Annotated in this window: 7 protein-coding genes; 3 read left to right on the forward strand and 4 right to left on the reverse strand. The window is 61.8% G+C overall.

The annotated features are described in order from the left end of the window. Together ABX75_RS10455 and ABX75_RS10460 are read left to right on the forward strand one after the other, a co-directional pair. Window positions 1–671: phosphopantetheine-binding protein (locus ABX75_RS10455; RefSeq protein WP_047881886.1), on the forward strand; the 671-nt coding region annotated here is incomplete at its 5' end. Continuing rightward, window positions 671–4,768: an amino acid adenylation domain-containing protein gene (locus ABX75_RS10460; RefSeq protein ID WP_053060080.1), complete on the forward strand. Its 4,098-nt coding sequence runs from the start codon at window positions 671–673 to the stop codon at window positions 4,766–4,768. The genes ABX75_RS10455 and ABX75_RS10460, both read left to right, overlap by 1 nt. Before the next feature lie 64 nt (window positions 4,769–4,832). Here ABX75_RS10460 and ABX75_RS10465 read toward each other — a convergent pair whose 3' ends face one another. Together ABX75_RS10465 and ABX75_RS10470 are read right to left on the reverse strand one after the other, a co-directional pair. After that, a complete protein-coding gene (locus ABX75_RS10465) occupies window positions 4,833–7,250 on the reverse strand; it encodes a TonB-dependent siderophore receptor (RefSeq protein WP_034096973.1) in 2,418 nt (805 codons plus the stop codon). 104 nt (window positions 7,251–7,354) lie between these two features. Then, on the reverse strand, window positions 7,355–9,007 hold the full coding sequence (locus ABX75_RS10470) for a cyclic peptide export ABC transporter (RefSeq protein WP_034096974.1): 1,653 nt from the start codon (window positions 9,005–9,007) through the stop codon (window positions 7,355–7,357). A gap of 200 nt (window positions 9,008–9,207) precedes the next feature. On the opposite strand from ABX75_RS10470, the gene ABX75_RS10475 reads away from it, so the two are divergent. Then, window positions 9,208–10,041 (forward strand): N(5)-hydroxyornithine transformylase PvdF, encoded by an 834-nt coding sequence (locus tag ABX75_RS10475; RefSeq protein ID WP_034096975.1) that lies wholly within the window; start codon window positions 9,208–9,210, stop codon window positions 10,039–10,041. A gap of 1,080 nt (window positions 10,042–11,121) precedes the next feature. Here ABX75_RS10475 and ABX75_RS10485 read toward each other — a convergent pair. Together ABX75_RS10485 and ABX75_RS10490 are read right to left on the reverse strand one after the other, a co-directional pair. Next, on the reverse strand, window positions 11,122–11,994 hold the full coding sequence (locus ABX75_RS10485) for a formylglycine-generating enzyme family protein (protein ID WP_047881889.1): 873 nt from the start codon (window positions 11,992–11,994) through the stop codon (window positions 11,122–11,124). 34 nt (window positions 11,995–12,028) lie between these two features. Continuing rightward, window positions 12,029–13,300, reverse strand: a complete 1,272-nt coding sequence (locus ABX75_RS10490; RefSeq protein ID WP_047881890.1) for an aminotransferase class V-fold PLP-dependent enzyme — start codon at window positions 13,298–13,300, stop codon at window positions 12,029–12,031. Window positions 13,301–13,317: the final 17 nt, after the last annotated feature.

Genomic DNA, 13,317 nt, shown 5'->3' on the forward strand with positions numbered 1-13,317 from the left:
ACCGCACCGGCGACCTGGCGCGCTACCGCGAAGACGGAGTGATCGAATACGCCGGGCGTATCGACCATCAGGTCAAGCTGCGCGGCCTGCGCATCGAGCTGGGCGAGATCGAAGCGCGGTTGCTGGAACACGAGCAGGTCCGTGAAGCGGCGGTGCTGGCGGTGGACGGCAAGTACTTGGTGGGTTACCTGGTGCTGCACCATGCCAGAGACGACTGGCGCGAGGTGCTCGGTGCGCACCTGGCCGAACACCTGCCGGATTACATGGTGCCGGCGCAGTGGGTACTGCTGGAGCAGATGCCGTTGAGTCCCAACGGCAAGTTGGATCGCAAGGCGCTGCCCAAGGCCGATGCGGGCCAGCCGTCCAGTGTTTATGAAGCGCCGCAAAGCGAGCTGGAGCAGCAGATTGCGGCGATCTGGGCGCAGGTGCTGGAAGTCGAGCGCGTGGGCCTTAATGACAACTTCTTTGAACTGGGCGGGCATTCCTTGCTGGTGATCAACGTTATTTCGCGTATGCAGCTTGAACTGGGCCTGCGACCTTCACCGCAGGATATTTTCCAGCACCCGGATGTACGGCGCCTGGCGGCGCACCTTGAAGGGCAGGGCGGTGCGGTGACGCAAGACAAACTCAGCCGTCTCGATGCGCTGTTTGATGATATGGAGCCGTTTTGATGGACACTCAGGTTGCACAACGCATCGTCAAACGGTTTATCGGCTTGCCGCTGGAACAGCGTCGGGTCTACCTGCAAAAGATGCTCGCCGAGGATGTCTCGCCCGCCAACTTACCGATTCCAGTGACCCGCGATGAGGCGCCGCAGTTGCTGCTGTCCTACGCTCAGGAGCGGCAGTGGTTTATCTGGCAGTTGGAGCCCGACAGCGCCGCTTATCACCTGCCCACGGCGCTGCGCTTGCGTGGGCCATTGGACGTCGCGGCATTGCAGCGCAGCTTCGATAGCCTGGTTGCCCGCCACGAAACCCTGCGTACCTGCCTGCGCCAGGACGGCGAGCGTCGGGTGCAGGTGGTCGACCCACGGGCCACAGTGCGGATTCAATCGATGGAGATTGACCAGGCCCAGGTGACCGACCGGTTGGACGCGCTGATCGCCCAGCCCTTCGATTTGCAGAACGGTCCGTTGCTGCGCGTCGCCTTGATGCGTCTTGACGCGCAAGAGCATGTGCTGGTGTTGGTTCAGCACCATGTCGTGTCGGATGGGCACTCGATGCAGATCATGGTCGAGGAACTGGTGCAGTTATATGCCGCGTACGCCCAGGGGTATGAGGCGCAATTACCCGCCTTACCGATCCAGTATGCCGATTACGCCTTGTGGCAGCGGGCGTGGATGGAGGCCGGCGAACAGGATCGCCAACTGGATTACTGGCGCGGTCGCCTGGGGGGCGAGCAGCCGGTATTGGCGCTGCCGTTCGATCATGCCCGCCCGCTGCTGCAAAGTCACCGTGGCGCGAGCCTGGACATTGCGTTGCCGGCGGGCCTGGTGGCGGCGCTGCGCGACCTGGCGCAGCGCGAAGGCGTGACGATATTCATGCTGTTGCTGGCCTCGTTCCAAGTGCTGATGTATCGCTACAGCGGCCAGCCGGATATCCGCATCGGGGTGCCGACGGCCAACCGCAATCGTGTCGAAACCGAACGCTTGATCGGCTTTTTTGTGAACACCCAAGTGATCAGGGCGGATATCGACGGGCAGATGTCAGTGTCCACGTTATTGCAGCAAGTGCGGGCCCGTGCGCTGGAGGCTCAGGCGCATCAGGACCTGCCTTTCGAACAATTGGTGCTGGCCTTGCAGCCGGAGCGCAACCTCAGCCATAACCCCTTGTTCCAAGTGATGTTCAACCACCAGGCCGATACTCGCAAAGCCGGCAGCGCCCAGTCGCCGGGGCTGCTGCAGGTCGAAAGCCTGGAGTGGCAGAGCCGCACCGCGCAGTTCGACCTGAGTCTGGACACCCGCGAGTCCGCCGACGGTATCTGGGCCGCGCTGACCTACGCCACGGACCTGTTCGACGGGCCAACCGTGCAGCGCATGGCCATGCACTGGCAGCATCTATTGCAGGGCATGGCCCAAGATGCACGGCAACCGATTGGTGAATTGGAGATGCTCGACCGCGATGAGCGACACCGCATCGTCCACGGTTGGAACGCCACCGCCCAGGCTTACCCTCTGCACCGCTGCGTGCATCACTTGATCGAGACGCAGGTCGAGCGCACCCCCGAAGCGCCGGCGCTGTATTTTGCCGAGCAATCCTTGAGCTACGCCGAGCTTAATCGGCGTGCCAACCGCCTGGCACATCGCTTGATAGCGTTGGGAGTTGGCCCGGATGTGCTGGTGGGGCTGGCGGTAGAGCGCTGCGTCGAGATGGTGGTGGGACTGCTGGCCGTGCTCAAGGCCGGGGGCGCCTATGTGCCGCTGGACCCGGAGTACCCGCGCGAACGCCTGGCCTACATGCTGCACGACAGTGCGGTGAAGTTGCTGTTGACCCAGACGCAGGTGCTGCAAGCACTGCCGATACCCGCAGGTCTTGAGGTGCTGCTGCTGGATGAGGAAAGGCTCGATGTGCTCAGTGATGCCAATCCTAATGTCGCTTTGGACGGCGAGCACCTGGCCTATGTGATCTATACGTCCGGCTCTACCGGCAAACCCAAGGGGGCCGGCAACCGTCATGGCGCGCTGACCAATCGCTTGTGCTGGATGCAGGATACCTACTGCCTGGACGCCCGCGATGCGGTGTTGCAGAAGACGCCGTTCAGCTTCGACGTATCGGTGTGGGAGTTCTTCTGGCCATTGATGACCGGCGCACAGCTGGTGGTTGCCGCGCCAGGCGATCACCGCGATCCCGAGCGCTTGATCGGCCTGATCGATCGCCATCAGGTCACCACATTGCATTTTGTGCCGTCGATGCTGCAGGCGTTTGTACAAGACCCAGGCGTCATCCGCTGCCAGAGTCTGCGCCGCATCGTGTGCAGTGGCGAGGCGTTACCGGTGGATGTGCAGCAGCAGGTCTTCGCTAAACTGCCCTGGGCCGGGCTGTATAACCTGTATGGCCCGACCGAAGCGGCCATCGACGTGACCCACTGGACCTGTGTCGCCGAAGACTGCGACAGCGTGCCCATCGGCCGGCCGATAGCCAACCTGGCCACGTATGTGCTCGATGCGCAATTGATGCCGGTGCCGGCGGGCGTGTCGGGTGAGTTGTACCTGGGCGGCGTCGGACTGGCGCGCAGCTACCATCAACGACCGGCACTGACTGCCGAACGGTTTGTGCCGTGCCCGTTTCATGCCGGTGCGCGGCTGTACCGCAGTGGTGATCGGGTACGCCAGCGCTCTGACGGGGTGATTGAATACCTGGGGCGCCTGGATCACCAGGTCAAGCTGCGTGGCTTGCGCATCGAACTGGGCGAAATCGAGGCGCGTGTGCTGGAGCACCAATGGGTGCGTGCGGCGAGTGTGCAAGTCTTGGAAGGTAAGCACCTGGTGGCCTACGTGGTGCTGCACGACGCGGTCGAGGGCTGGCGCGATGCGCTCAGTGCGCATCTGGCGCGGCATCTGCCGGACTTCATGGTGCCTGGGCAATGGGTGGTGCTCGACCGCATGCCGTTAAGCCCCAATGGCAAGTTGGACCGCAAGGCCCTGCCCACGCCCGATGCCCCACAACAGGCCGCCTACTTGGCGCCGCAGAGCGTGCACGAGCAACAACTGGCGGCTATCTGGTCCGATCTCTTGGGCGTGCCACGGGTGGGCCTGCGCGATAATTTCTTCGAACTGGGCGGTCACTCCCTGCTGGTGTTGTTGCTCAAGGAGCGCATCCGTGCCGCAACCGGGGTCAGCGTATCGGTGGCCCAGTTGATGCTCAACCCCACGGTGCAGGGGCAAGTCGACAGCCTGCACGGCAGCACCCGCAGCGATTTGCTCGTGCCACTTAACAGCGGCGCGCCGGGCACGCCATTGTTTGTGTTCCACCCCAGTTACGGTTCGGTGCATTGCTACAAAGCGATTGCCCTGGCACTGCGTGACCAGCGACCGGTGATCGGGGTGATCTGCCGCGCGCTGGCGCAAGAGGGCGGCGAAGTCCCGTCCTGGACAAGCATGGTTGAGGATTACACCGCTCAACTGTTGGGGGCACAACCTCAGGGCGCTTTCCGTCTGGCAGGTTGGTCGCTGGGGGGGAATCTGGCGATGGAGGTGGCTTATCGTCTGGAACAGGCCGGTCGTGAAGTGGCTTGCGTGGGTTGGATCGATGCGCCGCCGCCGTACCGCGTCGCCGGGTTCTGGGATGCACAAACCGCCGCCGAAGAGCGCGTGGTGTCCGTCAGCGAGCAACGCGCCGAGATGCTCGGTGTGCTATTTCCGCACCATGCCGAACAGCTCCACGCCGTGTGGCTGGGCAGCAGAGACGAGGGTGACGATACGCAGCGGTGGGCGAGGGTGGATAGCTGGGCGCAACGCACCTTGGGCACTGCCTACGAAAGCTTGCGGCATGAGTTGCTGGAGGGCAGTGAAGCGCAGGTGTCCTGGGAGGTGAAACGCTTGCTGGACCTCAGGTTGCAGGACGCCGACTATGCGCCGATCAAAGCCCCCATCGCTTGCTGGTGGGCATCGCGCAGCAAGGGCGGGCAGCATCGTGAGCTGATTGAGTCCAGTATGCGGGCCGTCATCGGCGCGGCGGGGATCACCCAGTCGACGCTGATCGACACGACTCACGACCGGATTGTCGATAACCCTCAGTTTGTCGGCAGTTTTGCATCAGTCATGGGCTAATGCCCCAGGCAAACAAAAGCCCCTGGCCACATAAATGGCCAGGGGCTTTTTTATTACGGCCGAGTTAGAAGCTCCAGCGCGTGGTCAGCATGACGTTGCGTGGGTCACCGTAGTACGAGGAGTTATAGAAGCCGATGTTGGTGTAGTACTTCTTATCGAACAGGTTGTTGACGTTGAGGGTGGCGGACACATTGTCGGTCACTTGGTAGCGTGCCATTACGTCCACCAGCCAGTACGGGTCCTGCGAGAATTTGTCGGTGGTCCTTTTCGGGCGGTTGTTCAGGTACTGCCAACCCTCACCCTGCCAGCGCGCGCCACCGCCCAGGGTGAGTTTGTCCCAGGGGCCGGTAAGCTTGTAGGTGGTGTAGAAGTTGACCTGATCTTCCGGTTCCCACGTGGACACCTTCGTACCGCTCTGGTCGCGAATGATCTTATGGGTGTATCCGGCCTGCAATTGCCAGCCAGGTGCAAGTTCGCCGGAGATTTCCGCTTCATAGCCTTTGGTCTTGGCGGTGATGCCCTTGTAGGGGTTGTCGACCAGGGACTTATCGGCGGTGCTGTCGAATTCCGCGCGGTTTTCCTCATGCACTTCGAAGTAAGCCAGGCTGGCGTTCAGGCGGCCCTCGTAGAACTCGCCCTTGAGACCGATCTCGTAGTTGGTGCCTTCATCCGGCTCCAGCATTTTGTTGCTCGCGTCCCGATACGCCGTTTGCGGCAGGTAGATCTCGGTGTAGCTGGCGTAGAGGGAGTAGTTGTCGTCCAGATCATAGGTCAGGCCGGCATAGGGAATGACTTTGCCGGTGTCCTTGGTATCGCTGGTACCCGTGACCTGATAGTTGGCGATACGCGTGCCGAGCAACAGGTGCAAGTCATCGGTCAGGCTGAAACGGCCGGTCATGTACACGCCGGATTGGCGGGTGGTTTCGTCGTTTTTGAAACCGACATCGCCCCAGTTCGGCTCAATGCTGTCGCCATTCCAGTTGTAGAAGTCAATGACGTTATTGGTGTATGTCGCACTGTAGTAGTCCTTGCCAACCCAATGGGACGACGAGATGGACGAGCCGATCACCAGCTCGTGTTCGCGCCCGAGCATGCTGAATGGGCCGGTCAGGTACATATCACCGCTGTCGCTGACGGTTTCACCGGTGTACTTTTGGCCATAGACCGAAGACAGCCCGGTGGTCGGATTCGGTGAGGCCAGGGAGCCCAGGGGAGCGTTGTAGCCGTTGATCTGGTGGTTGTACTGCCCTTTGGCGACCCAGCCGTTGCTGAAGGTGTGTTCCAGCGTGGCGAACGCGGTGCGCGAGTATTGCTCCCACTTGCTCCATTTCGCGCCATTGTTGAAGGAGCGCGGCAAGGTGATCGGGTTGCCTGCCGAGTCATACACAGGACTGCTGCCGGACCAGCTGGAGCCTTGGGGGTCGTTGTCCTGGTAATCGGCGCCTACCGTGAGCAGGGTGTCTTCATCCAGGTCGACTTCAAGAATGCCGTAGAACACGCTGGTTTTACGCTGATAGTGGTCCATGAACGAGTGCTCGTCCTGGTACGCAGCCACGGCGCGACCTCGCACGTTACCGGTCTCGGTCAAGGGGCCGCTGACGTCGATTTCCGAGCGGTATTTGTCCCACGATCCCGCGCCCAGCTCCACATGCCCCTGGAACTGCGCAGTAGGTTTTTTGCGCACCAGGTTGATGGTGCCGCCGGGGCCGCCAGCGCCGGTGAGCAGGCCGGTTGCGCCTTTGAGCACTTCGACCCGGTCGTAGATGGACATATCGGTCAGGGTCTGCCCGGCCGAGTAGGGCGCGTTACGGGTCATTGGAATGCCATCGTACTGGAAGTTCTGGATGGCAAAACCGCGCGAATAATAGTTGGTGCGTTCACTGTCGTAAGTCGAGACGGTGATGCCCGGTGTATGGCGCATCACGTTGTCGATGCCGGTCAGCCCGAAGTCATCCATGGCCTGGCGGGTAACCACCGAGATCGATTGCGGCGTTTGTCGGGGGGTGAGGACCATGCGCGTGGCGGTCGCAATGGTGCCTGGGGTGTAGGAACCGGTGCCTTCGGTGACCGTACCCAACTGGTTCGCGTTGACCTGGGTCGCACCCAGCTCCAGGGTACTGGAGCTGCTGTTGGCGCTGATGGTTATGGCGTTGCCCTGCAAGCTGTAGTTTATCCCCGAACCTTTGAGCAGCGCGGCGATGGCCTGTTCCGGTGCGAGCTTACCCTTGACTGTGGCGCTGCTTTTGTTCTGGACGTCCGTCGGGCTGTACAACACTTGCATATTGGTCTGGCGACCAAATTCCTGCAGCGCCGTCCCCAACGGTTGTGCAGGAATATTGATCTCAAGCGCCTGGGCTTGAACATAACCGGCAAGAGGCAGCGACACCGCAAGCGCGAGCGCGCTGGGCTTGAGGTTGACATGCAGGGCCCTTCGCATGGATAGCGCTTTACTCAAGGGGCTCAGACCGAGTCGTGCAGACATGGGGCGTTCTCTTCTATGTTTTAGGTGGGCAGTTTGATTTTATTGAGGTTAGTTCTCATTAACAGTAGTGAGACGTTCCTACCTGCAGAAACCGGAAAAAAAATTCACGCCAGCTCCCGTTCATGCACCACCTGGCCCGCGCGCAGTCGCACCAACTGGTCGGCGATGTCGAAATAGCGGTCGTCATGGCTGATCACGACGATGGTTTTGCCCAGGCGTTTGAGGTCCGGCAGCAGCTCGGTATAGAAGATGCGACGGAAGGCCGGGTCCTGGTCGGCGGCCCATTCGTCGAACACCAGCACTGGGCGTTCTTCCAGCCATGCGTTGACCAGTGCCAGGCGCTTGCGTTGGCCGGTGGAGAGGTCGGTGGTACTGAACGCACCGTCTTTGATCGTGACCTTATGCGCGATTTCCAGGCGCTCCAGGTATTGGGCTGCGCTATCCAGCGAGGTTTTCCCTCCGCCCTGAACGAGATCATCGAACAGGTAATAGTCCGCGAACACCGTGGTGAACAGTTGGCGGTAATCATCACGGCTCGTGGCGCTAACGGGTTGGCCATTGAGGTGGATTTCGCCGGATTGCGGGGTGTACAGCCCCAGCAGCAATTTGATCAGCGTGGTCTTGCCGCAGCCGTTTTCGCCGACAATAAATACGATATCGCCTTGCTTGATGCTCAGGTCGATCGGGCCCAGATGGAACGGTTCGCTGCCGTCCACCGGCGGCGGGCTGTAGCTCACCCCACGCAGTTCCAGGCTGTGCACCACCGGTTTTGGCGCCTCGCTGTCTTCGAGCAGCAGATGGGGCTCAGGGGATGAGAACCGCTCGGACAGTTCAGCGATACGCGAGAACGCGATCTGCGCACGGCTGACGATCGGTAGTGCGGTCACTACGTGTTCCAGCGGGCCTTTCATGTACAGCAAAACCAGGACGAAACCGGTGATCACGGCCGGGTCAGGGCTGGGGTAATAGGCTTGGAACGCCAGCGCCAGACCGATGACCACGAAGAACAGCATCGAGCCGAACGTTTTGGCGACGATGAAGATGTTCACCGAGCGGATCTGGATATCACCGATGCGGTCGGCGGTCGCCTGGATGCGATGGGTATTCATCCGGTAGCGACGGGGGCGGTGGATGCGCAACTCCTTGGCGCCCGAAGCGATGGCGGTGTAATAACGCTGCAACTCGTCTTCCTGGTCACGGGCCGCTTCAAAACCCTGGATGCCCGCAGAACGCGCCGCGTACTGCACGGCGGTGCCGATCACAATCGCCACGACCATGATCAGGAACATGGGCACCGACAGGTACGCCAGGTAGCCCAGGCATCCGAGGGTCACCGTAGTAGCGATGGCCAGGGGCGTGAAAGAAAAGGAAAAATCGCTGATGGTATCGACGTCGTGAGTCAGCACCGGGATCAGCTTATGGGTGCGGTAGCGCTCGATTTGTTCGATAGGCGCCGACAGCACTTTCTCGCCCAACTCCTTGCGCAGCGCCGCAATAATGCGTTGACCGACAAAGTTGGTGCCGATATCCGACACGATCGAACTGACCAACGCCAACACGCATAACGCAGCAAAAGTCAGGATCACCCCCTGGGTCATGCCTTGGGGCGAGTGCAGAGCGTTGTTGATCGTCGCCAGCAGCAACGTGATGGCCAGGCCGCCAGCCATGCCCAGGGCCACGGAGACCGTGACGATGGTGCGAAAGGGCCTGAGCAATGCGAGCAGACCGTTGAAGGCGCCGCGCTTGGGGTCGGTCATAAGTACTTCCCGGAAAGTGAAAAGAGGGGGCTGGGCACACAGACCCTTACCCATGACAAACGAAGCATCGCCGTGACGATTTAGCCTGGTGCGCCTGGCGGTGAAGGCGGCGGATAAATTGCCCGGGAGCTGGTTCGTTCTTGTTGTGTAGGCGCACGCGTAGCCGCGCGGTGCGTGATCCCTTCAGCGAGAGCGAAACAATGACGAAGAAGAATCTGGTGTACGTGTGGTCCCTGAGAAACGCCGCCGCCGATAAGGCCGGGCAGCCGGTGGCCTACAAGGATCACCAGCGCTATATGAAGTCGGTGCTGGAGTTTCTGGTGGGGTCGCTCAACGACACGCCATTGGGCGAGGCTTATCACCTGGTAGGCGTGGTGTATGACGACGATGAGCAGAACCCTCGGGATCAGCAACTGGTGGCCGATTATGGCTTTGCCTACCAGCCGGGTCGCCAGTGGCTGTACCCGGCTGACCTGCGGGTGCAGGGCACGCTGGTCAACGATTTGCTGCTGAGCGTGCCGTCCACCTACCGCCGCCTGCCACGGGGCAGTGCCGAACACATCGCCGGCAAGCAGGACTTCGAGCGTCGTTTGCATGACACGCTGGTGGAATTGAAGGCGGATATCGTGGTGCTCGACGGCCTGCTGGTGATCCTCGATGAACTGGTACGGCCGGGTGCGCCGTTTGCCCGTCGGATCATGAACATTCACCCTGGGATCACTCGCATCGACTCGCCCTACGAGCGCCGTGGCGCCTACGCCACCTGGAACGCGCTGTACGGCGCCCGTGGCCAAGCGGTGGTGGATTGGACGACCAAGGCAACCCAGCCATGCGAGCCGCTGTACCGCACCGGCGCTTCGTTCCACTACGTGGACAATGGCATCGACTCCGGCGAAGTGTTCCATGACGTGCTCAACACCGACATCGCAGCGGACGACACCATCCTCGAACTGCGCTGGAACAACTTCAACAACAGCCTGTTCCCGGCCTTGCATGAAGGGCTGGAGCGCCTGGCCAAACAAAGCCAACCCTAAAATTTGAGGCTTCTGTAGTGAGCGGGCTTGCCCCGCGCCTGGGCGCGAAGCGTCCCCCTGCCGACACTGCGGTGGGTCAGGCAAAAACAGTCGCCTGGTTTTAGGGCCGCTTCGCAGCCCAGCGCAGGACAAGCCTGCTCACCACAACGGGTCGTGGGCATGTACCGTCGTGGCTAAGCTTGCGAGAGTGCGGTTGTGGTGAGCGGGCTTGCCCCGCGCTGGGGCGCGAAGCGGCCCCAAACCCAGGCACCTCGGTTTACCAGATAAATCACATTGTCTGGAGCGAGGCCGCTTCGCAGCCCAGCGCAGGACAAGCCTGCTCACTACAACGGATCGGGGGCATGTACCGTCGTGGCTAAGCTTGCGAGTGTGTGGTTGTGGTGAGCGGGCTTGCCCCGCGCTGGGGCGCAAAGCGGCCCCAAAACCAGGCACCTCGGTTTACCAGATAAATCACATTGTCTGGAGCGAGGCCGCTTCGCAGCCCAGCGCAGGACAAGCCTGCTCACTACAACGGGTCGTGGGCATGTACCGTCGTGGCTAAGCTTGCGAGAGTGTGGTTGTGGTGAGCGGGCTTGCCCCGCGCCGGGGCGCGAAGCGGCCCCAAACCCAGGCACCTCGGTTTACCAGATAAATCACATTGTCTGGAGCGGGGCCGCTTCGCAGCCCAGCGCAGGACAAGCCTGCTCACTACAACGGGTCGTGGGCATGTACTGTCGTGGCTAAGCTTGCGAGTGTGTGGTTGTGGTGAGCGGGCTTGCCCCGCGCCGGGGCGCGAAGCGGCCCCAAACCCAGGCGCCTCGGTTTACCAGATAAATCACATTGTCTGGAGCGGGGCCGCTTCGCAGCCCAGCGCAGGACAAGCCTGCTCACTACAACGGATCGGGGGCATGCGCCGTCGTGGCTAAGCTTGCGAGAGTGCGGTTGTGGTGAGCGGGCTTGTCCTGCGCTGGGGCGCGAAGCGGCCCCAAACCCAGGCACCTCGGTTTACCAGATAAACCATATTGTCTGGAGCGGGACCGCTTCGCAGCCCAGCGCAGGACAAGCCCGCTCACCACCGCAAGTCCTTTCACCACAACCCAATCAGAGGTCGCGCACGACCCTGAACCCAATCCAATCCCCGCGTGTCTGCGGGTAGATATTGTTGCGGTTGCCCGAGCGTGAGAACACCGGTGCTTCGCCCCAGTCATTGCCACGGATCTGGTAAGACTCGCAGTTCGGTTCAACCCAGGCGCTGCCGTCGGTAGGTGCGCCGATGTAGTTGGGGTGTTCGCAATCGGCCACGCGTTCGTAGACATTGCCGTGCATGTCGTACAGGCCAAACGCATTCGGTGGGTAGCTGCCCACAGGCGAGGAATAGCTGTAGCCGTCCGCCGGGCCGTAGGTATTGGCGTGTTCGGCGATGCTGTAGTCCTTGCCCGCATCGAACGGGAAGGGGAATGGCCCGGTGGAGCCGGCGCGGGCGGCGTACTCGCGCTGGGCCTCGCTGACCATGTGGTACTGCTGGCCGGTCTTCTTCGACAGCCAGGCCACGTAGTTTTTTATATCGTCCATGTCCATGCACACCGCCGGCTGGCGTGGGCCCTGGGGATAGCGCGGCTTGCTGGCGATACATTCGCGGCCGGGGCGAGTGTCGCCGTCGGCGATCTTTACGCCGGTCTGGCGCACGTAGCTGTCCCATTCGCCGGCAGTGATCTGGAAGCGGCTCATGGCGAACGGCTTGGCAAAGGTCACTTCGTGCATCGGGCCTTCGTCCGGCTCGCGGCCGACTTCATCTGCCGGCGTGCCCATGGTGAAGGTGCCGGCGGGCAGCACCACCATTTCCGGGCAGTCCTTGCAGTCCTTGAACACTTTGCCGGCGGCTGGCGCGGCGGCGTGGGCCAGGCTCGGCAGGCAGGCGCCGCACACGGCGGTCAGGGCCAGGGCGGTCAAAGGTTTGAATCGGGATGCGCGCATAGGGGGCCTCGGGTTCAAAAGGTGAAAATAGGCATCACGCCCGTGCGCTGAGCAGGGTCATGAAGCGTTGGATCTCTTCGCTGGAATTGAGCAGGCCAGGGGCGGTGCGGATCACTGGGCCGACGTCGCGGTCCACCGCATCGATCACCACGCGCTGGCGCACCATGTGCGCCGCCACGGCCTCGCAGTCCTGGCCCTTGACCCGGAAAAACGTAAAGCCGGCCGACAGCTCGCTACTGTGCGGCGTAACCAGTTCGATGCGCGGATGGGCTTGCAACTGTTCCTTGAATTCACGGTTGAGCGCGTGGATGCGCGCCTGCACCGGCGCCTTGCCCAGTTGCAAGTGCAGCTTGAATGCCTCGTCCGCCGCCCACCGATGTTCGAAGGCATGGAAGCCACCCGGGGTCATGATGGTGGCGAAGTCCTTGTCTTCGGAAAACGTCGGCACCATGGGCGTGACGTATTTGTTTTCGGGGTCGCGGGCGCAGACCAGACCGGTGCCGCGCGGGCCGAACATCCACTTATGGGTGCCGGCGATGAAAAAGTCGCAGTGCATGTCCGGGAAATCGAGGTTCTCTACGCCCAAACCGTGCACGCCATCCACCACATACAGAATGCGATCACGTTCGTCGCGCTGGCGGTTGTGGTCGGCCACCAGCGTGCCGATTTCGCCAATGGGCAGCTTCACACCGCTGCCGGACTGCACCCAGGTCATGCCCAGCACCCGGGTGTTGGGGCGGATGGCGCGCTGGATATTACCCAGCACTTCATCGACCGATACTCGGCTGGGGTTTTCGAACAGGCTGATCCGCCGCACTTGGGTGCCTTGTTGTCGCGCCCGAAAATCCAGCACGTTCTGGGTCGCGTAATGCTCGTGAACGGTGGTGAGAATCTCCTGGTCGGCGCGCACCTGGAGGCCGCCGTAAATCATGGCCAAGCCTTCGGAGGTGCTGCCGGTGAGGGCGATCTGCGGCGGCGTGGCCTTGAGGTAACGCCCGGCCCATTCGCGCACCTGGCCTTCGCGCTTCCAGGTTTCCTGCAAGTCCCAGTCCATGGCCAGGCCGGGGTTGCGATCGATCTGCACGCGGTAGCGTTCGATGGCCTCGCGCACGGGCCTGGGGTGCGACGCCACCAGGAAGTTGGAAAAGTGCAGGTAGTCCGGGTCTTGGTTGAACAATTGCTTGAAACCCGTCCATGGGTTGTCCGTTGGGGCGGCGGCTGCGACCTGGGGTAGAAGGGCGGCGCCCAGAGGCAGGCTGGCGGCCAACACCCCAGCGTGCTTGAGAAATGTACGACGGTCGGTCATGGACTTACTTCATGGTT

Origin of the sequence: Pseudomonas sp. ARP3, from assembly GCF_001029595.1 — a bacterium.
GTDB lineage: Bacteria > Pseudomonadota > Gammaproteobacteria > Pseudomonadales > Pseudomonadaceae > Aquipseudomonas > Aquipseudomonas rhodesiae.

Excerpts from the sequence above, each read along its gene's own strand:
- ABX75_RS10490 (WP_047881890.1), bottom strand. The coding sequence starts at position 13,300 with ATGACCGACCGTCGTACATTTCTCAAGCACGCTGGGGTGTTGGCCGCC.
- ABX75_RS10485 (WP_047881889.1), bottom strand. The coding sequence starts at position 11,994 with ATGCGCGCATCCCGATTCAAACCTTTGACCGCCCTGGCCCTGACCGCC.
- ABX75_RS10475 (WP_034096975.1), top strand. The coding sequence starts at position 9,208 with ATGACGAAGAAGAATCTGGTGTACGTGTGGTCCCTGAGAAACGCCGCC.
- ABX75_RS10465 (WP_034096973.1), bottom strand. The coding sequence starts at position 7,250 with ATGTCTGCACGACTCGGTCTGAGCCCCTTGAGTAAAGCGCTATCCATG.
- ABX75_RS10470 (WP_034096974.1), bottom strand. The coding sequence starts at position 9,007 with ATGACCGACCCCAAGCGCGGCGCCTTCAACGGTCTGCTCGCATTGCTC.
- ABX75_RS10460 (WP_053060080.1), top strand. The coding sequence starts at position 671 with ATGGACACTCAGGTTGCACAACGCATCGTCAAACGGTTTATCGGCTTG.